At 62.7% G+C, this 17,246-nt stretch carries 16 protein-coding genes; 7 read left to right on the top strand and 9 right to left on the bottom strand.

Annotated features, from left to right (window positions below; translation table 11 throughout):
• Nucleotides 1–5: 5 nt before the first annotated feature.
• Nucleotides 6–1,286 carry an aspartyl/asparaginyl beta-hydroxylase domain-containing protein gene (locus J2W40_RS09540; protein WP_310223990.1) on the bottom strand — a complete coding sequence of 427 codons (1,281 nt, stop codon included), beginning with the start codon at nucleotides 1,284–1,286 and terminating at the stop codon, nucleotides 6–8.
• Nucleotides 1,287–1,377: 91 nt separating this feature from the next.
• Here J2W40_RS09540 and J2W40_RS09535 point away from each other — a divergent pair, with 91 nt between their 5' ends.
• A complete protein-coding gene (locus J2W40_RS09535; protein ID WP_310223988.1) occupies nucleotides 1,378–2,430 on the top strand; it encodes a hypothetical protein in 1,053 nt (350 codons plus the stop codon).
• Between the two features lie 108 nt (nucleotides 2,431–2,538).
• Here J2W40_RS09535 and J2W40_RS09530 read toward each other — a convergent pair whose 3' ends face one another.
• On the bottom strand, nucleotides 2,539–5,553 hold the full coding sequence (locus J2W40_RS09530) for a TonB-dependent receptor domain-containing protein (protein ID WP_310223986.1): 3,015 nt from the start codon (nucleotides 5,551–5,553) through the stop codon (nucleotides 2,539–2,541).
• Nucleotides 5,554–5,947: 394 nt separating this feature from the next.
• Here J2W40_RS09530 and J2W40_RS09525 point away from each other — a divergent pair, with 394 nt between their 5' ends.
• Nucleotides 5,948–6,496, top strand: a complete 549-nt coding sequence (locus J2W40_RS09525; protein WP_310223984.1) for a hypothetical protein — start codon at nucleotides 5,948–5,950, stop codon at nucleotides 6,494–6,496.
• Between the two features lie 6 nt (nucleotides 6,497–6,502).
• On the opposite strand, the gene J2W40_RS09520 is transcribed toward J2W40_RS09525, so the two are convergent.
• Genes J2W40_RS09520 through xseA form a run of 3 tightly spaced genes read right to left on the bottom strand, consistent with a single transcriptional unit; the run spans nucleotide 6,503 to nucleotide 9,068 of the window.
• The gene (locus tag J2W40_RS09520) at nucleotides 6,503–7,342 is read right to left on the bottom strand and encodes a M23 family metallopeptidase (protein ID WP_310223982.1); all 840 of its coding nucleotides are present in this window, start codon (nucleotides 7,340–7,342) and stop codon (nucleotides 6,503–6,505) included.
• Complete coding sequence (locus J2W40_RS09515; protein ID WP_069065681.1) at nucleotides 7,339–7,551, bottom strand: DUF2093 domain-containing protein; 213 nt, start codon at nucleotides 7,549–7,551, stop codon at nucleotides 7,339–7,341. The genes J2W40_RS09520 and J2W40_RS09515 overlap by 4 nt, the downstream gene beginning before the upstream one ends.
• A gap of 20 nt (nucleotides 7,552–7,571) precedes the next feature.
• Nucleotides 7,572–9,068, bottom strand: a complete 1,497-nt coding sequence (gene xseA, locus J2W40_RS09510; RefSeq protein ID WP_310224449.1) for an exodeoxyribonuclease VII large subunit — start codon at nucleotides 9,066–9,068, stop codon at nucleotides 7,572–7,574.
• Nucleotides 9,069–9,075: 7 nt separating this feature from the next.
• Between xseA and purD the strand changes: the two genes are divergently transcribed.
• Both purD and J2W40_RS09500 read left to right on the top strand, forming a co-directional pair.
• Nucleotides 9,076–10,353 (top strand): phosphoribosylamine--glycine ligase, encoded by a 1,278-nt coding sequence (gene purD / locus J2W40_RS09505; protein WP_310223979.1) that lies wholly within the window; start codon nucleotides 9,076–9,078, stop codon nucleotides 10,351–10,353.
• Nucleotides 10,354–10,414: 61 nt separating this feature from the next.
• Complete coding sequence (locus tag J2W40_RS09500; protein WP_310223977.1) at nucleotides 10,415–10,945, top strand: hypothetical protein; 531 nt, start codon at nucleotides 10,415–10,417, stop codon at nucleotides 10,943–10,945.
• 10 nt (nucleotides 10,946–10,955) lie between these two features.
• On the opposite strand, the gene J2W40_RS09495 is transcribed toward J2W40_RS09500, so the two are convergent.
• The 4 genes from J2W40_RS09495 to mutY are packed head-to-tail and all read right to left on the bottom strand — an operon-like array spanning nucleotide 10,956 to nucleotide 15,112.
• The gene (locus tag J2W40_RS09495) at nucleotides 10,956–11,759 is read right to left on the bottom strand and encodes a 3'(2'),5'-bisphosphate nucleotidase CysQ (RefSeq protein WP_310223975.1); all 804 of its coding nucleotides are present in this window, start codon (nucleotides 11,757–11,759) and stop codon (nucleotides 10,956–10,958) included.
• Entirely contained in the window at nucleotides 11,746–13,092 is a 1,347-nt protein-coding gene (locus J2W40_RS09490; protein WP_310223973.1) for a TldD/PmbA family protein, read from the bottom strand. The genes J2W40_RS09495 and J2W40_RS09490 overlap by 14 nt, the downstream gene beginning before the upstream one ends.
• Nucleotides 13,093–13,134: 42 nt before the next feature.
• Complete coding sequence (nudC, locus tag J2W40_RS09485; RefSeq protein WP_310223971.1) at nucleotides 13,135–14,052, bottom strand: NAD(+) diphosphatase; 918 nt, start codon at nucleotides 14,050–14,052, stop codon at nucleotides 13,135–13,137.
• On the bottom strand, nucleotides 14,039–15,112 hold the full coding sequence (mutY, locus tag J2W40_RS09480; protein ID WP_310223969.1) for an A/G-specific adenine glycosylase: 1,074 nt from the start codon (nucleotides 15,110–15,112) through the stop codon (nucleotides 14,039–14,041). The genes nudC and mutY overlap by 14 nt, the downstream gene beginning before the upstream one ends.
• A 26-nt stretch (nucleotides 15,113–15,138) precedes the next feature.
• Here mutY and J2W40_RS09475 point away from each other — a divergent pair, with 26 nt between their 5' ends.
• Genes J2W40_RS09475 through J2W40_RS09465 form a run of 3 tightly spaced genes read left to right on the top strand, consistent with a single transcriptional unit; the run spans nucleotide 15,139 to nucleotide 17,180 of the window.
• On the top strand, nucleotides 15,139–15,681 hold the full coding sequence (locus J2W40_RS09475; RefSeq protein ID WP_310223967.1) for a DUF721 domain-containing protein: 543 nt from the start codon (nucleotides 15,139–15,141) through the stop codon (nucleotides 15,679–15,681).
• Nucleotides 15,682–15,728: 47 nt separating this feature from the next.
• Nucleotides 15,729–16,400 (top strand): thioredoxin domain-containing protein, encoded by a 672-nt coding sequence (locus J2W40_RS09470; protein WP_310223965.1) that lies wholly within the window; start codon nucleotides 15,729–15,731, stop codon nucleotides 16,398–16,400.
• A 45-nt stretch (nucleotides 16,401–16,445) separates the two neighbouring features.
• Complete coding sequence (locus tag J2W40_RS09465; RefSeq protein WP_310223963.1) at nucleotides 16,446–17,180, top strand: thioredoxin domain-containing protein; 735 nt, start codon at nucleotides 16,446–16,448, stop codon at nucleotides 17,178–17,180.
• Nucleotides 17,181–17,246 lie beyond the last annotated feature (66 nt).

The following is a 17,246-nucleotide window of genomic DNA, read 5'->3' as shown; positions in this document are numbered from 1 at the left end:
ACCGTTTAGATGCGCCGCGCCAGATCCTGCGCCTTGCTTGCATCCGCCTTAGCATAGAATTGCTTCAATAGCGCCTGCTCCGCAAGCGACAAATGCGGATTCCACACGTCGAATATCAGCACCACACGCAGATGTTCGGACTCGTTCCATGCCTCATGATCTATTGTGTCATCAAAAGCGAAAGCAACGCCTTCCTGCCATGTTCTTGTTTCATCACCGACACGAAAGCTGCAGCCAGGCGGAACAATCAACGGCAGGTGAACAATCGCCCTGGTATTGGTAACGCCGGTATGTGCCGGTATGTGACTTTTGGGCTTGAGCAAGGAAAAAAAAGCAGATGGGGCCCGTCCGGGAATGTCAGCGCGCGGGAGCGCTTCGAGCGCAGCAACCGTTTGAGGACAGGCCGCGCACACCACTTCATTACGAACCCCATATTCCCATAGAAATGCCGCCCCCCAATCGAGCGATCCATCCAGTTCAGTCCATTTATTCTGCGGCGTTCCTGGATCCTGCCGCACATAGGGACGTATATTGCCGCCATCCCGCTCGGCCATCGCCAAAAACTCCGCCCGGATGGCATCGGTCTTGGCTTCCAATTGCGCCATCCACGGAAAATGATGACGGTCAAAATATTCATCTGCCGGCAGGAAAGGGTAGTGAAGGCCTGAACAATGGTTCTGGTGGATGGTTCGCCGCCCAAATTCTCGATCTAGGCAGGCCTGAAACCGGCGCTGCGATACCGCGTCGGCGCTGCGCAATGGGGCGGCGAGTCCGGTTTCAATGAACTCTGCAAAGCGTGCTTTATGATCGCTTATATAGCGCCGCGCCTCTGCCAGCGTATCAGCCAATGTCGGCGGCATGTCGCGTAGTCCAGCCGCCAGCGCCAAGGCCTTGCTCCAACTACTGGCAGCGTCATGGTCCTCGCCCAGACGCTGTTGCAATTGCGCCATGCGAATTTGCGCCATCAAATTACACTGATCCACTGCGAGCGCACGGTCCAGCGCCATGCGTTCGCCTGAGGCATCACCGATACCGCGATACGCCGAGGCGAGGTTCATCCAAAGGGCAGCCTCGCCCGGATCAGACTGCGCTGCACCAGAAAAATGGGAAATGGCATTAACGAAATCCTGCCGGTCGAGCGCAATCAAACCCAGCAGATTAAGGGCCTGTGGTGCATTAGGTTGATGGACCAGCACATGACCCAGTAGTGCTTCGGCTTCGGCTGTACGACCTAGTCGCCGTGCATCCCCAGCTTGCTGCAACAACCGTATAACCGTTTCGTCCATATAGCCCCCCAGCTCTTATGGATTATGGCTACCACAAGGTGCTGGAGTAGCAAGCAGGGGTTTGAGACCTGCTTGTGCGATCCTGGTGCTCATGCGAAAGCTCATCGCCATGTCTGCCACTTTTCCACCTGTTGCCGATGCTATGGTCGACGCCCGATGGCTCGCGCATCGCTACGACCCTAGCCATGACGCCTTCCAATTTGTCGACGTGTCACGCGCTCATCACGCAACCATTCCCTTCCTGACCGACGAAAATTTGCCTAATGCTAGGTCCCCGTTGGTCATAAAGCGCAGCGATGCCGTCGCGCTGGCGTCGCCCCCCGGCCCTATCCATTTCATCTTCCATTCCGCTTATTGCTGCTCGACGCTTTTGGCCGCGGCGTTCGACGTGCCGGGGACCGCTATGGGCCTCAAAGAACCTGTGCTGCTGAATGACATTGTCGGCTGGCGACATCGTGGCGCGAAGGGGGCGGATGCCGCTCGCGTACTGGACGAAGGCCTGCGGTTGCTGGCGCGGCCCTTTACGACGGGCGAGGCCACCATTATTAAACCATCCAATATCGTCAATCCTCTGATTCCCGCAATTATGGGACTGCGACCTGACGCGCGCGCCCTGCTGCTGCATGCGCCGCTCGACGCCTACCTTGCCTCAATCGCGCGCAAGGGACTCGCCGGGCGGCTCTGGGTGCGCGATCTGTTCGGCAAGCTTATGCGCGAAGGGATGCTGACATCGCTCGGTATTGAGCCTGCCGATTATCTTCGCCTGACCGATATACAGGTCGCTGCGGCGGGCTGGCTGGCTCAACAGTTCCATTTTCAATCCTTATGCGAAAAGCTGGGCATGAGAGTTGCTACTTTGCGCAGTGACGTCCTGAATGAACAACCGCGGGGCGTTCTCGCACGTTTGGCAGAATTGTTCGGCCTTGCCCTCGACACGGATGCCATCTCTACGATCGTAAACGGACCAGTATTTGCGCGTGATGCAAAGACAGGAACTGAATTTAGTGCCGGACAACGTGAGCGTGATGCACGACAAGCTATCAACCTATATGCTGACGAGATCGAAAAAGTGGGTCATTGGGCGCGCGTGATCGCTCACAATGTCGGCATATCAGAAACGTTGCCGCGGCCGCTGCTTTCTTAGACATTAACCGAATAGGCTGGCCGCCACGTCCACCGTAATTTTCAGCCCATAAGAAAAGGGGCCGGTGTCGCCACCAGCCCCTTTCTTTTCATGTTTAATCCGAACGGATCAGAAGCGCAGCTTTGCCGCAACAGTATAGCGGCGACCCAATGCATCGTAGGTCGACGGATAGACGTTGCCGCTGTTGAAGCTGGTCGAACCGATCGTGTTACCGACCACCTTGGGCTGGTTGTCCAGTAGGTTCTGAACGGTCATCGTGATCGTGACTTCATCGTTTACATGGAAGCGGCTGGTAAGGTCGAAATAATGTTCAGCCGGGATACGGTTGAAATCGACCTCTTTGCCATCCAGCGTGCCAACGAAAGCATCACCATCCTCATACTTCACGCCGTCGATATAGCGCCACAACAGCGACAGATCGACCGAGCTGAACGAGAGCGTGTTACGCACCGACCACGAGAACTTAGGCTGGATCGATGCGCAGTTGACGCTGTAAAGGCCGACGCATTCACGATTGATCGAGCTAGGCGTCGCTTGGAACGTCGAGCTGTTCGTCCAGTTGCCGTTCGCGCTCAACGACCACTTCGCAAAGCCCACTTCCTTCATGTAGTTCAGTTGAACGTCGATACCGTCCGTCGCCAACTTACCGAGGTTAGACAGTGTCTGGGGAAGGCCACCTACGACCGCGGCTTCACCGAACAGCGCACCCGTACCCGGATCGCGGCGAATGCCGGTACAGGCGGGGTCGGTGGCGCTGGCGGCGGTGATGTTGTCGAAGCAAGCTGAAATCACGTCATCAGGAGTCGGGAAGGTAATCGCATCCGTGATCTTGATGTTGTAATAATCAACAGTCATGCTGAATCCCGGCAAGGCGGCAGGCTGCAACCTGAGGCCCACGCCCCAACTGTTCGACTTTTCCGGACCGACAGAAAGGTTGCCACCGCCGGTCGAGTTCACCTGACCAGCCGGATCGTTGATGATCGAACCGAGTTGGGCAGCACTGGCACCTTGCGCTATGCAGACAGCAGCGAGATTTGCGTTCTGGGTCGGTGCCACACCGGCGCAAGGATCGCTATCCAAGTTCGTCAAAGTGGTATTCACCGGCGCGAACAATTCAGCGATGTTCGGTGCACGAACAGCACGCGAATAGTTGGCGCGGATGTTGATACCATTGACTGGCGTCCAGCTACCGGCGGCCTTCCAGGTGGTGGTGTTGTAGCCTGTGCCACCGTCAACGGTGTAGTCGGAATAGCGGATACCGGCTTCAAGCGTCAGATCTTCGAAGAGGGGCTTATCCTGAACGATCGGCAAAATGAGTTCGCCGTAGGCTTCATAAACTTCATAACCGCCATTGATGTTCGGGGCAGCACCGCCCGCACCACCAAGGTCGCCAGATTGCGAAAGCAGATCGGATTCCCGCGATGCGCCATATTTGCGGTATTCGCCACCGATGGCGAAAGCGATGGCATCATTGGCCCAGGGAGCCGCAAAACCAACATCGCCGCTGACGGTGCCCTTTACCTGCGCCAGTGAAGTCTTGGTGATGATCTGGCTGTTCGCGTTCAAGAAGGCATTCTGTTCAGCGGTGATTGACCCGTCAGGCCCGAACACGTTGAGCGGAACACAGCCATTGGTATCGGTCAGACAGGTCGACGTGTTCGTTGCCAGCAGCGCCTGACGAACACGCGAGTTCAGCCAATAGCCCTGCTGTGTTTGAACGTTTTCAGACTCGCCATAGGCACCTGCGACATCCCAATCAATCGTGTCGGTGATACCGCCACGCGCGCCGATGCGATAATCGAAGAAAGTCGTGGTGAAGTCCGAAATACGCGGACCCAATTCAGTTGCGCGACGTGACAGCGTCGTCGTGACGGTCCGATAATCGGGATTAGCAGTACCGTCGGCCAAAGTTGGCTGCGCCGTAGCAGCCGCGTCGCACTGCGCTTGGGTAAAGCGCGGGGTATAACCAGCGCCGGGGTTAATGTCGAAAGCACAGAACGCATTCCGCTGTGCGGCCGAGAGATAAGGATTGCTGAGCGGGACGTTCACCGAGATGCCAAAAGCACCCGACGGAGCGATAATTGTGCTGACGGTATTCTTCGAGAAGATACCGCGCGAATAAACTTCCACAGCATCGCTGACTTCGTAGCGACCAGCACCGTACATGTTGAAACGCTCGAACGGCGTTTGGAAGATGTTGAAGGGGTTGAAGTTATAGGCATCAAAGGCCGACGTTGGACGGAACGCCCCACCTGCGGCGGTTACCTGACGGTTGCCTTGGACCGCGTTACACGCAGGCTGTCCGGTAAGGCCGCAACCGGTCGTGATTGAGTCAGCGCCGGTGGTGTTGACGTTGGTGAAGCGCGACGGGGTGCCAGTGCCGGAACCACCGCCAAGACCGGAGAAAGAGTCAATCGATACATCTGAGAAAGGACGGTCACCCTGATAAACAGGGTCAGACTGCTGATAGCCAACCGAGAAGACCACATTACCGCGACCATCATCGAAATTAGCACCCAGCGTGAGATCGGCGCGAATGTAGTGGCCGTCACCCTGTTCGGTCAGTTGATTCGCGATGTTGGCTTCCATGCCCGCGAAATCAGATTTGGTTACAAAATTGACGACGCCCGAAATTGCGTCCGCGCCGTAAGTGGTGGAAGCGCCACCAGTCAGTACGTCAACGCGATCGATCAGTGCCAGCGGAATGTTGTTAAGATCGAAACGACCGTTCAATTCGGCCGGCACCAAACGGTTGCCGTCGATCAGAACGATGTTACGGTTGGAACCCAGACCGCGAAGATCTACGAACGAAGCGCCGCCGTTACCGTTGTTAACAGCCGAACCGATGCTGGGAACAATGCCCGGAATTTCGCGCAGAATTTCTTCAGCGGTGTTGTTCTGCTTCAGTTCGATCTGGTCAGCGGTAGTGGCCGTCACCGGGGTCGAACGCACCAGGTTCGGATTGCGGATCAACGAACCCGTTACGATGATGGTGTCGCCGGTTTCGACTTCAGCGGCCTGCGGCGCTTCCTGTGCGAATGCGGCGGTTGCGATCAGCGACGCGCCGAGGATCGCCGGTGCGGCGCTGGCACGCAAAAGTGCCCTCTTGGAAAATGTCTTCACGGTCCAGTCCCTTGCTCTGGAGGTTGGCAGATGATCTGCCACTATTTCTACCTATGGAGGGATAAGGTGCCCGACAGCGATCCCCCCATATGCATGGTCGCGAAACTGCGCGGGGAGCAGGGCGCTGTAAAGCGCGGGAAAAGGGCATTCACCGCTTTTGAACGCGGCTGTATCATAAATGCAACAAGACCGTGATAGACCTGTTTTACAGCCGAATAGCAACATAATGTCTCATTGGAGCGTGAACGCGAAGCATTCATGTCCACGGTCCACCTGTCATCGAATGAAAGTGGCGCAGGAGCGGCCACTCGTGGCGTTCCAGCGATATATTGACCTTGTCTCTGACCAATGCATGGTAGAGCAATCGACGGGTCGAATGGTTAGGAGAGACGGCATGAAGCGCTTTGGCACGACATTATTGGTGGTGCTTTTTAGCATAGCCGCCACAAATGCGGCGGCCGCGCCCAATCAACAGCAGCCGCGACCGGAGATTTTCACTGACCTGTTGCAGTGCCGAACCATAACCGACAATAGTGAGCGATTGGCCTGCTTCGACCGGCAGGTCGGCGCGATTGATGCCGCTGCTCAGCGCGATGAGGTCGTTGTGCTGGACAAGAGCGAACTTGCCAAGACACGCAAGACATTGTTCGGTTTTTCCTTTCCCAAACTTCCCTTCCTCGGCGGCGACGAGGTCGATGATAGGGGTGAAGCGAAGGTGGACGGCGTTGACCAGATCGAGGCGGTTATCGCTTCGGTCCGCAGCCTTGGCTATGGAAAGTGGCAGATCGGGCTGGACGATGGCGCGGTCTGGGCCACTACGGAGGCCTTGACGGCGCGCGACCCGAAGGTCGGCCAGAAGATCGAACTCAAGCGCGCCGCCATGGGCAGCTTCATGGGCAAGGTTGAAGGTGGCCGCGCGGTGCGGATGAAGCGGGTCAGCTAGGACGCTTCATCTTCCCTGCGGCATCGGCCCCGCAACCAGCAGCGGGTCGATGCGCGCGTCGTTCCACTTCATGCCCCAATGGAGATGCGGGCCGGTCGCGCGGCCGGTCGCCCCGATCGCGCCGATGCGTTGCCCTTGGGTCACAGTGTCGCCGGGCTTTACATCGATTCGCGACAGATGGAGGAAGGCGCTGTTGAGGCCATGGCCATGGTCAATCATCAGCAAATGCCCTTCCAGCGTAAAGGGTTTGACCGCCGCCGCCAGGATCACCACCCCATCGGCGGGGGCGACAACCGGCGTGCCGGTCGCGCCAGCGACGTCGACGCCGCCATGATAGGCGCCCGGCTGCCCCTGATAAACGCGCTGTGAGCCGAACAGGCCGGAAATCCGCCCCATCGCGGGCCAGATGAAGCGTTGCCGCCAGCCCTTGGCATCGGTTTTAAGCCTCCGGGCGGCCGCGATCTGCGCCAGTTCCGGCTTGCGCAGCGCCAGGAAGGCTTCCGTGCTTTTGGTCGGCCGCATGGGCGCGTTGATGCGCTCGATCCGCCAGGGGCGGGGCGCGATGGTCAGACTTTTTTCGATCGTCCGTCCGTTGGCGAGTGCCGCCGTCAGCCGCGCGGCGGGCGCTGCGTCCCGGTCGAAAGCGATCAGGAAGCGGCCCTCGGCATCGACCGGCACGACCTCCTCCCCCAGCCGAAGCGAGACCGTATCGGCCGGCGCGGTGCCAGTCACCACGCCACCCTGCGTCATCGTGCCGGTAAGGCGGAGCTCGTCGGATAGGGGCGGTGCGGCTGCAATCGTTATTCCCAAGACGGCGGGCAACAGGATGAAGGCGAGGCGATTCATGGGATGCGTTTCGCCGCGCGCTCCGCCTGCACCGAGGCTTCCGCGCTGGCATAGGGTTCCTGCCGGGCGATGCTCCAATAGCGCAAATCTTCGAGCGCGATCTTCTGCCCCGTGACCGCGCACAGCACATGATCGCCCGCCTGCAACACGCGGAAGCTGTAGGGCATATAATGAAGCCGCGCGATCCGGTCGCGGTTGGACATGAGCATCGGTCGGGCCTTTCAGATAGTCAGGAGAAGAGATCCTGTTGCGGCGGTGCGTCGGCCCCGCGCGGTTTGCGCGGCGGGCGGGATGTCGGGGATATAGCGGCAGGGTCTGGCTTCTCAAGCAAGGCTGCGCCCTGCCCGACTGTCGCATCGACCGTTCCGTCCTTGAAATGCAGCGTCACCGCGCCCGCGGCTTGTGCGGCTTCGACCGACTGGACCAGCCGTCCCCCCGCCATCACGCGGGCATAGCCGCGCGCCAGCGGCCGGTCCGGATCGAGCGAGATGAAATGGCGCGACACCCGGTCGAAGGCCGTCGCGCGGTCGAACAAGACCCGCGCCAGATAATCGGGACGCAGTCGCAACCGGTCGAGCCGCTCGCTTGCACGCGCGAGTTGCTGCTGAAGCAGCGCCGGTCGCAACGCGCCGCCGGCCTGCCCCAGTTGCGCGCGGGCATCGGCAATCCGGTGGCGCAGGCCGCTGGCCAGGGCTTCGGACAATTGGTCGAGCCGCTGACGCTGCGGCGCAAGCAGCATGTCGGGGGTGGGCATCAGCCGCGCTTGCATGTCGAGGCGCTCTTTCGCCTGCGCCGCATTGCGACGGACGGCGCGTCCGGCCCGCAGGCCCATTTCCGCGAGGGTGGCAAGCAGGTCGGCGCGCACTGGCACCGCCATCTCCGCCGCTGCGGTCGGCGTGGGCGCACGGCGATCGGCGGCATGATCGCACAGGGTCGTATCCGTCTCATGCCCGACCGCCGAGATGATCGGGATGGTGCAATCGGCAACAGCGCGGACGACGATCTCCTCGTTGAAACTCCACAAATCCTCGATCGACCCGCCGCCGCGCGCGACGATGACGAGATCGGGCCGGGGCACGGGACCGCTGCCATCCATCGCGGAAAAGCCGCGCACCGCCCGCGCGATCTGCTCGGCGGCACCATTGCCCTGCACCAATACCGGCCAGACCAGGACGTTGGTCGGGCAGCGATCGGCAAGACGATGGAGAATGTCGCGGATCACAGCGCCAGTGGGCGAGGTGACGACGCCGATGGTACGCGGCAGGAAGGGCAAAGCCTGCTTGCGCTCGGCCGCAAACAGACCTTCGGCGGCGAGCTTGGCCTTGAGCTTTTCGAGCAGCGCCATCAGCGCCCCTTCGCCCGCCAACTCCATCCGCTCGATCACGATCTGATATTTGGAGCGGCCGGGATAAGTAGTCAGCTTGCCGGTGGCGATCACCTCCACCCCGTCCTGCGGGGAAAAGGCGAGGCGCTGCGCCCCGCCCTTCCACATCACGCCGTCCAGCACGGCATTATCGTCCTTGAGCGCCAGATAGAGATGCCCAGACGCCGCGCGCTTGAAACCGGAAATCTCGCCGCGCAGGCGGACATGGCCGAAGCGGTCCTCGACCGTGCGCTTGAGCATGCCCGACAATTCACTGACCGAGAGCGGCGGCGCGTTGTCCCCTGCGCGTTCCTCCGCTAACAGGCGGCCCTTACTGTCATAGGCATCGAAATCCGGGGACATGGGCGACATGAATATCCTTTTGCTTGGCGGCGGTGGCCGCGAACATGCGCTGGCGTGGAAGCTGGCGCAATCGCCCCGGCTCGATACGCTCTACGCCGCGCCGGGCAACCCCGGCATAGCCGAGCAAGCGACGTTGGTCGACCTCGACGCGACGGATCATCGCACCGTGCTGGATTTCTGCACCCGCCATTCGATCGGGCTGGTCGTGATCGGTCCCGAAGCGCCGCTGGTGGACGGGCTGGCCGATAATCTGCGCACCATGGGCGTTCCGGTATTCGGCCCCAACAAGAAGGCGGCACAATTGGAGGGGTCCAAGGGGTTCACCAAGGATCTGTGCCAGCGCGCCCATATCCCGACCGCCGCCTATCAGCGCGTCACCAGCAAGGACGGCGCGATCGCCGCGCTCGACGATTTCACGCTGCCGGTCGTGATCAAGGCCGATGGGCTGGCGGCGGGCAAGGGCGTCATCATCGCGGAGACGCGGCAAGAGGCGCTGGATGCGCTCGACACCATGTTTTCGGGCGCGTTCGGCGCGGCCGGTGAGGAAGTGGTGCTGGAAGAATATATGACCGGCGAGGAAGCCAGCTTCTTCGCGCTCACCGATGGCAGCGCCATCCTGCCCTTCGGATCGGCGCAGGATCATAAGCGGGTGGGCGATGGCGACACCGGCCCCAATACCGGGGGCATGGGTGCCTATAGCCCCGCGCGTGTGCTGACGCCCGAACTGGAGCGGCAGGTGATCGACACGATCATCGCGCCGACGGTGGCGACGATGGCGGCGGAGGGGATGCCTTATTCGGGCGTCCTCTATGCCGGGCTGATGCTGACCGACCAAGGGCCAAAGCTGATCGAATATAATGCCCGTTTCGGCGACCCAGAGTGCCAGGTGTTGATGATGCGCTTCGATGGCGATCTGGTCGACCTGTTGCTGAGCGTCGCGAAGGGGACATTGGCCGAACAGGGGCCGGTGCAACTCGCCGAGCGCACGGCATTGACCGTCGTGATGGCCGCCAATGGCTATCCAGGCACGCCGGAAAAGGGCGGCGCGATTCAGGGAATCGAAGCGGCGCAGGCGCAGGGGGCGATGGTGTTTCATGCAGGGACGGCGCAACAGGGTGGCGCGCTGGTCGCCAATGGCGGACGCGTTCTCAATGTGACCGCGACGGGCGAGACGGTCGGCGCAGCGCAGGCGGCCGCCTATGCCGCCGTCGATGCGATCAATTTTCCGACCGGCTTCTGCCGTCGCGATATCGGCTGGCGCGAGGTTGCGCGCGAACAGGCGTGAAGGCTTGCCGTTCGGGACAAAGCGTCCCTACATAGCGGCACAATATTCAGGGAGGCGCGTGATGCAGGAATTCTTCATGGACTATGGGCTGTGGCTGCTGGTCGGTTTGCTGGTGATCATCGGTCTTGTCTTCCTGGTGTCGGGCAAGGGCAAAGGCGGCGAAGTTGCGCCGCCGGCCGCAATTGAAGCGGAATCCCATCCGGTTGCAGTCGAGCCGGTTGCGCCGGTTGTCATCGCGCCGGTCATTGTCGAACCCGTTGCTGTAGAGCCGATTGCTGTCGAGCCTGTCAGGGTGGTCGAAGCGGAACCTGCACCCGTAGCCGCCGTCGTGCCGGAAGTGTCACAGGAAGCGGGCGAGGACGACCTGCTGCGCATGAAAGGGGTCGGCCCCAAGCTCAAGGCGCTGCTGAATGAGTTGGGCATCACCCGCTTTGCGCAGATCGCCGCCTGGACTGATACGGATATCGCTGCGATCGACGCAAGGCTGGGCAATTTCAAGGGCCGTCCGATCCGCGACCAGTGGATCGATCAGGCGAAATATCTGGCAGCGGGCGATATTGCCGGATTCGAAGCGCATTATGGCAAGCTGTAAAGCCTGACCGTCAGCCCGGCGCACCGCCCAATATTTCACGAGCGCGGGGGGCCAGCCGATCCGTGGCGGCGGCATGAATGCCGGGCGCAGCGCAAAGCAGGCCAAAAGCCGTCGGTTTGGGGCGGTTGAAGCGCATGGGCGCACCCAGGGCGTCGGTGACCGTCGCCCCGGCCCGCTGACAGATGAGCGCAGCGGCGGCGACATCCCATTCATTGCCCCAGCGCACCGTGGCGACCAGATCGGCCTCGTCGGCGGCCACCATCGCCATGCGCAGCGCGATGCTGTTGGGCTTTTCGACCGTCACCAGATCCCGGTCGATGCGCGGTAACTGATCGGCGGGGACGCGGGCACCCGGCAGCGTGGTGCGGTTGCCAGCGCGCAGCGTCTGTCCATTACGTGTCGCCGGGCCATCCGCCTGCGCGATCCACAATTCATTGCGAGCAGGCGCGGCCAATATGCCGAGGCGCACAGCGCCATCCTCGATCAGCGCGACCGACACCGCCCAGCCGCGCCGTCCGCGCAGATAATCGCGCGTGCCGTCGATCGGATCGACCACCCAGACGCGCGGCACGCCCAGGCGATGCACCGTGTCGGCCGTCTCCTCCGACAGCCAGCCCGCTTCCGGGTCGATCAGGCCCAGCCGTTCGCGCAGCAGCGCATCGACTTCCAGATCAGCCTCGCACACCGGATGGCCCGGCACCTTTTCCCACTGGCGCACGCGGGTATCGCCGCCCGCCCACAGGGTCAGCGCATGATCAGCGGCATCGGCGACCGCCGATACGATCGCGCGCAGGTCTATCTCAGCCCCCGGCAACGGTCATTCCATCCACGCGCAGCGTCGGCACGTTCATGGCATAGCGAAAATGCAGGTCGTTGGCGGGGATGAGCGCGCGGAACATGGCCTTCAAATTGCTGGCGATGGTGATTTCCGACACCGCATGAGCGACCGCGCCATTTTCGATCAGGAAGCCCGCCGCGCCCCGGCTATAGTCGCCGGTCACGCCATTGACGCCCATGCCGATCAATTCGGTGACATAGAGGCCGCGCTTGACGTCCGCCATCAGGTCGCCCGGCGAGACCGTGCCGGCCTCCATATGGACGTTGGTGATGCTGACGCCCGGCGCGCCGCTGCCGCCCCGGCTGGCATGGCCGGTGGGCTGCAGGCCCAGTTGCCGGGCCGAGGCGCTGTCCATCAGCCAGCCGGTCAGCACGCCCCGGTCGATCAGCGCGCGCGGCGCAACCGGCAGCCCTTCGCCATCGAAGGGTCGCGAGCGCAACCCGCGCGGCAGTTGCGGATTGTCGATAATAGTGACGCCCGCGTCGAACAGGGCTTCGCCCAAGGATTCGAGCAGGAAGCTCGACCGGCGCGCAATCGCCGGGCCGACCATGCCGCCGATCAGATGGCCCAGCAGGCTGGAGCCGATGCGCGGATCGAAGATTACCGGCATGACGCCACTTTCCACCTTCACCGGATTGAGCCGGGCGACCGCACGCTGGCCTGCGCGCATGCCGATTGCCTCGGCATTGTCGAGATCCTCCAGATGGCGCACGCTATGGCTGGCATGGTCGCGCTGCATGTCGGACCCTGCGCCTGCCAGCACGCTGGCCCAGGTCGAGTGGTTGGTCCCTGCATAGGCACCGGCAAAACCATGGCTGGTCGCCAGCGCCACCTGACTGCGGCCGTTCGATGCGCCGCCGCCTTCGCTGTTGGTGATGCCGGGCACCGATCGCGCGGCTTCCTCCGCCAGCAGCGCGCGTTCGCGCAAAGCGGCGGGTTCGGGCTCTCGTTCATCGGTCAGGTCGAGCGCAGGCGGGCGCTTCTTCATCAGGCGATCTTCGGGCGCGAGACCCGCATAAGGGTCTTCCGGCGCTTCGCGCGCCATCGCGACGGCGCGGTCAACCAGCGTGGCCAGCGTCGCCGGGTTCATGTCCGACGCGGAGATGCTGGCCGACCGGCTGCCGATAAAGACGCGCAGGCCGATCTCTTCGCCCTCCGACCGTTCGACATCCTCCAGCAGGCCGAGCCGCACCGACACATTGGTCGAGGCGTTGCAGGCGTAAATGGCGTCGGCCGCATCCGCCCCTGCCTTGCGCGCGGCGCTGACCAGATCCTGCGCGCGCGACTGGGCTTCTTCTAGGCTGAGCATGGAGGCGTGGGTTTCCCGAAACGATAAGAGGAGCCTGTGGCCTTACGCGCTTGCATCCGATGGGGCAACGCCCGCCAGCCAGCGGTCGAACAGGTGCCAGGCGACCGCCATGGTTGGCGGCGCGAGAAAAGGCGCGCCAGGCTCCTCCGCCAACGCGGCACGCACCGCATCGGCATCGCACCAGAAGGCATCCTCGATCTCGGTCGGATCGAGCGTCAGCGCGTCGTCGTCCGCCTGCGCGATGCAGGCGATCATCAGGGAGGAGGGGAAGGGCCAGGGCTGGCTCATGACATAGCGCACGTCGCGGACGCGGATGCCCGCTTCCTCGAACAGCTCGCGCGAGACGGCTTCCTCGATCGTCTCACCCGGTTCGACAAAACCCGCCAGCGCCGAATAGCGCCCCTGCGGCCAGGCATGTTGCCGCCCGACCAGCACCCGGCCCCGATATTCCGCCAGCATGATGACGACCGGGTCGGTGCGCGGGAAATGTTCGGCGGCGCAAAGATCGCAACGCCGCGACCAGCCTGCCTTGACCGGCTGGGTCGGCCCGCCGCAGACCGAGCAGAAGCGGTGGCGTGCATGCCAGTGAACGAGGCTGCGCGCGGTGCCATAAAGCGCGACCTCTGCCGCTGGCACCAGCCCGGCAATAGCGCGGCTGCGCGGAGTTGGGACGAGATTGGGGCCAAGATCGGCGACCAATCGTGCGAAGATCGGCTGTCCGGCAGGGTCGATGCCGAGCAGCACATGATCCGCGACATCAGCATCCGCCGCCAGCGGCTCCAGCAACAGATGGCCATTCACCTCGACTGGCTCCAGCCCGTCAAGCACGAGCAGGCGCGCGGCGGGATCAGCAAAGGCTTCCGCCAGCTTGGCCGGGTTGGTGCGGATATGATCCACCCGGTCGATCGTGCCGCCAGCGAAGCCGGGTAGCTTCTCTATCAACGGATTAGTGCCGTGCATCGCTGACATCCTCTTTCTTCATGGCCGTTTCGGCCGCGCGCACGAACAGCGTCGGCAATCCCGCCTCCGCCAGTCGATCAATCGGCCACCATTCGCCCGCACCCGACGGCACATGACCTTGATTCACCTGGATCGCATGGACCGTCAATGCCAGCGAGAAATGGGTGAAGACATGCGCGACCGGCGGCTCCAGCGTTTGCCAGGCCCCGGCAAAAGGCGGGGTCGGATCGGGCACGTCGTTCCACGCCGATCCGGGCAAGCCGCGCATGCCACCCAGTAGTCCCTTGTCCGGGCGGCGCGCCAGCCAGACATGACCGTCCGCCCGTTCGATCCAGAAAGCGTGACCCAGCCGATGCGGCTTGGCCTTTTTCGCGGCCTTGACCGGGAAGGCGGCCGGATCGGCGGTCAGGACGGCGGCGCAATCGGCGCGCAAGGGGCAGATGCCACAGGCGGGATTGCGGGAGGTGCAGATGGTCGCACCCAGATCCATCATCGCCTGGGCAAAATCCCCCGCGCGGGCATCAGGCGTGATTCTATCCGCCGCTTCGCGGATCGCCGGACGGGCCGCGGGTAGCGGGGTGGTGATCGCGAACAGCCGGGCAACGACCCGCTCGACATTGGCATCGACCACCACGGCGCGGCGGCCAAAGGCAATCGCCGCAACCGCAGCGGCAGTATAGGCACCCACGCCCGGCAGCGCGCGCAGGCCGTCTTCCGTATCGGGAAACACCCCGCCATGGTCGCTCGTGACCGCGCGCGCGCAGGCGAGCAGGTTGCGGGCGCGGGCATAATAGCCAAGCCCGGCCCAGGCGGCCATCAAATCGGCATCCGCTGCCGCCGCCAGCGCCTCCACGCTCGGCCAGCGTTCGGTGAATTTGGCGAAATAGGGACCGACTGCTGCCACCGTGGTCTGTTGCAGCATCACTTCGGACAGCCAGACGCGATAGGGATCGGTCGCATTGCTCCCCGGCGGCGCGCGCCAGGGCAGGCGACGAGCATGGACGTCATAATGAGCGAGCAGGTCGCTCGCGATTTTTGACTCTCTACCCTCGACGCGCATGGCGGCCCTATGCCATGGTGTGGGCGATGACGGAACGCCCCCCAGTACCGAAAGTGAAAAGCCGCGCCGCCTTGCCCGTGGAGCGGCCCCGGATCGGTGCGAGCCGCCAGATTGCGGACCTGATGCCCGACATCGGCCGCGCGGCGTTCCGCAAGTTCGGCTTCGTCCAGTCCAGCATCGTCACCCGCTGGACCGAGATTGTCGGCAGCCATTATGCCGCGATCACCGCGCCCGAATCGATTCGCTTCCCGGTCGGCAAGAAGGCGGGCGGCACATTGCAGCTGACGGTGATGAGCGGCCATGGACCGATGGTGCAGCATATGCTGCCCGACATGATCGAGCGGGTGAACCGCTTCTTTGGCTATGCCGCCGTCGCCAAGGTGGCGATGCGGCAGGGCGATATCCTGCCCGCCACGACCGAACGCCGCCCGCCGCCACGGAATTTGCGGCCGATCCCGGTCGAACTGGGCGATTCGTTGCGGGGCATTGGCGATCCCGAATTGCGCACCGTACTGGAATCACTGGCACAGGGGCTTGCCAATAGCAGCGGCCCGCCCAAGATCGGCTGATGCCGTTACGCTTTTGTTCAGCCGATATCTGCCAGGAACCCGTCCCCATGACCGTCGCCCGCTTCCTGCCTTTCGCTCTCATCGCCCTCCCAGCTGCCCTGGTTGCCGCGCCTGCCACCAACTGGGTGAACCGCGTGGTCATCTCGCCAATCGGCGGGCATGTGATGGGCAATCCGTCCGCCACGACCAAGCTGGTCGAATATGTGAGCTATACCTGCAGCCATTGCGCCCAGTTCGTGGGGCAAGCGAGCGGGCCGCTCAAGACCGGCTATGTGAAGGGCGGCAAGGTCAGCGTCGAGGTGCGCAACGCGGTGCGCGACAAATATGACCTGACCGCCGCGCTGCTGGCGCGCTGCGGCGGCCCGGCCCGCTTCATGGGCAATCATGAAGCGCTGTTCACCAATCAGGATGCATGGATGGCGCAGATCGAGACCTATGATCGCGACGCGACCAAGCCGACCGACCAGATCGCGGCGCTGCGTGACATCGGCCAGAAGACTGGACTTTATACGCTGATGGGCAAGCGCGGTTATAAGCCCGCACAGCTCGACGCCTGCATCGCCAGCCCCATGGGCATGAAGCAGGTGATGGCGATGACCGACGATGCGTGGAACAAGGTGAAGATCACCGGCACGCCCGGTTTTACCGTCAACGGTACGCGGGTCGAAGGATCGACCTGGACCATCCTTCAGGCCGCATTGCCGCCAGCCGCGCGCTGATCTAGACTCGCCCCCCAACCATCCATCATCGGAGCCTTGCCCGTCGTGAAAGCCTTTTCCGGTCTTGCCCTTGTCGCCCTCAGCCTGACCCTCGCCGCGTGCGGGAAGAGCGAGGAAAACGCTACGTCCGCAGGTGAACCGGTCGCGGCCGTCGCGCCGCCTGCTGGCACCAGCTGGTCGCAGACCGTCGCCGAAACGCCGGATGGCTATTATCTGATGGGCAATCCCGCCGCGAAGGTGAAGCTGGTCGAATTCGGTTCCTATACGTGCAGCCATTGCAAGGATTTCACCGCCGAAGCATCGGAAGAAATCAACAAGCTGGTCGATACCGGCAAAATGAGCTTCGAGTTCCGCCCCTATGTGCGTGATCCGATCGACATTTCGACGGCCTTGCTGGCGCGTTGCGGCGGCAAGGATATCTATTATCCGCTGTCCGAGCAGTTCTTTGCCAATCAGACAGCAATGTTCGACAAGGCGCAGGCGATGGGCGATGCGCGCTATCAGGCGGTGATGAACGCGCCGCCCGCACAGCGATTCGGACAGTTGGCAAATGATTTGGGCCTCGTCGAATTCGCCCAGCAGCGCGGCATTTCGGCCGATCAGGCCAAGCAATGCCTGGCCGACACGGCAGCGGCAGAAAAGCTGGCGAAGGGCGTCGAGACGGCCAACAGCCAATATCAGATCACCGGGACGCCGAGCTTCCTGATCAACGGCGTGCTGGTCGACAATGCCGCGAACTGGGCCGCGCTCCAGCCCAAGCTCAAGGCAGCGGGACTCTGATTGCCGGCCGGGGGGCTGACATCGGCGCGTGAGGGAACCGGGGCGATGTATCGCTCCGGTCCAATC

It is taken from the genome of Sphingobium xenophagum, assembly GCF_031457465.1.
GTDB classification, from domain to species: domain Bacteria; phylum Pseudomonadota; class Alphaproteobacteria; order Sphingomonadales; family Sphingomonadaceae; genus Sphingobium; species Sphingobium xenophagum_A.
This window is presented reverse-complemented; position numbering and strand designations above follow the sequence as displayed.

Coding starts and splice junctions, on each gene's coding strand:
- J2W40_RS09540 (WP_310223990.1), bottom strand. CDS start 1,286: ATGGACGAAACGGTTATACGGTTGTTGCAGCAAGCTGGGGATGCACGG.
- J2W40_RS09535 (WP_310223988.1), top strand. CDS start 1,378: ATGCGAAAGCTCATCGCCATGTCTGCCACTTTTCCACCTGTTGCCGAT.
- J2W40_RS09525 (WP_310223984.1), top strand. CDS start 5,948: ATGAAGCGCTTTGGCACGACATTATTGGTGGTGCTTTTTAGCATAGCC.
- J2W40_RS09520 (WP_310223982.1), bottom strand. CDS start 7,342: ATGAATCGCCTCGCCTTCATCCTGTTGCCCGCCGTCTTGGGAATAACG.
- J2W40_RS09515 (WP_069065681.1), bottom strand. CDS start 7,551: ATGCTCATGTCCAACCGCGACCGGATCGCGCGGCTTCATTATATGCCC.
- xseA (WP_310224449.1), bottom strand. CDS start 9,068: ATGTCCCCGGATTTCGATGCCTATGACAGTAAGGGCCGCCTGTTAGCG.
- purD (WP_310223979.1), top strand. CDS start 9,076: ATGAATATCCTTTTGCTTGGCGGCGGTGGCCGCGAACATGCGCTGGCG.
- J2W40_RS09500 (WP_310223977.1), top strand. CDS start 10,415: ATGCAGGAATTCTTCATGGACTATGGGCTGTGGCTGCTGGTCGGTTTG.
- J2W40_RS09490 (WP_310223973.1), bottom strand. CDS start 13,092: ATGCTCAGCCTAGAAGAAGCCCAGTCGCGCGCGCAGGATCTGGTCAGC.
- nudC (WP_310223971.1), bottom strand. CDS start 14,052: ATGCACGGCACTAATCCGTTGATAGAGAAGCTACCCGGCTTCGCTGGC.
- mutY (WP_310223969.1), bottom strand. CDS start 15,112: ATGCGCGTCGAGGGTAGAGAGTCAAAAATCGCGAGCGACCTGCTCGCT.
- J2W40_RS09475 (WP_310223967.1), top strand. CDS start 15,139: ATGACGGAACGCCCCCCAGTACCGAAAGTGAAAAGCCGCGCCGCCTTG.
- J2W40_RS09470 (WP_310223965.1), top strand. CDS start 15,729: ATGACCGTCGCCCGCTTCCTGCCTTTCGCTCTCATCGCCCTCCCAGCT.